At 60.6% G+C, this 264-nt stretch carries 1 protein-coding gene; it reads left to right on the top strand.

Annotated features, from left to right (window positions below):
- The coding region (locus G7009_RS27420; protein WP_181133394.1) for an immunoglobulin-like domain-containing protein at window positions 1–264 on the top strand (264 nt) is incomplete at both ends.

The raw sequence follows: 264 nt of genomic DNA, 5'->3' as shown, positions 1-264 counted from the left end.
ACCAGGGCCTGACCTTTACGCTCACCGACGGCACTGTCGTCGAAGTGGCCAAGGGCAGTGCTGCCGGTACCGCCACCATCACCACCAACGATGACGTGTATGTCGGTGGCCAGCCGGCCATTGCCCAAACGATCACTGGTGTGACTGGTGATGCAGTCTTCGAGAACCTGATCACTGCTGGCAGCACCAACACAGTCGTCACTGACGAACCGGGAACTCCAGGTAATCCGGGTACCCCTGGCACGCCGAACACTGGCGACCAGA

Origin of the sequence: Pseudomonas capeferrum (assembly GCF_013523055.1) — a bacterium.
GTDB lineage: Bacteria > Pseudomonadota > Gammaproteobacteria > Pseudomonadales > Pseudomonadaceae > Aquipseudomonas > Aquipseudomonas capeferrum_A.
Note: the sequence above shows the minus strand (reverse complement) of the source record. Positions and strands in the feature narration are given on the sequence as shown.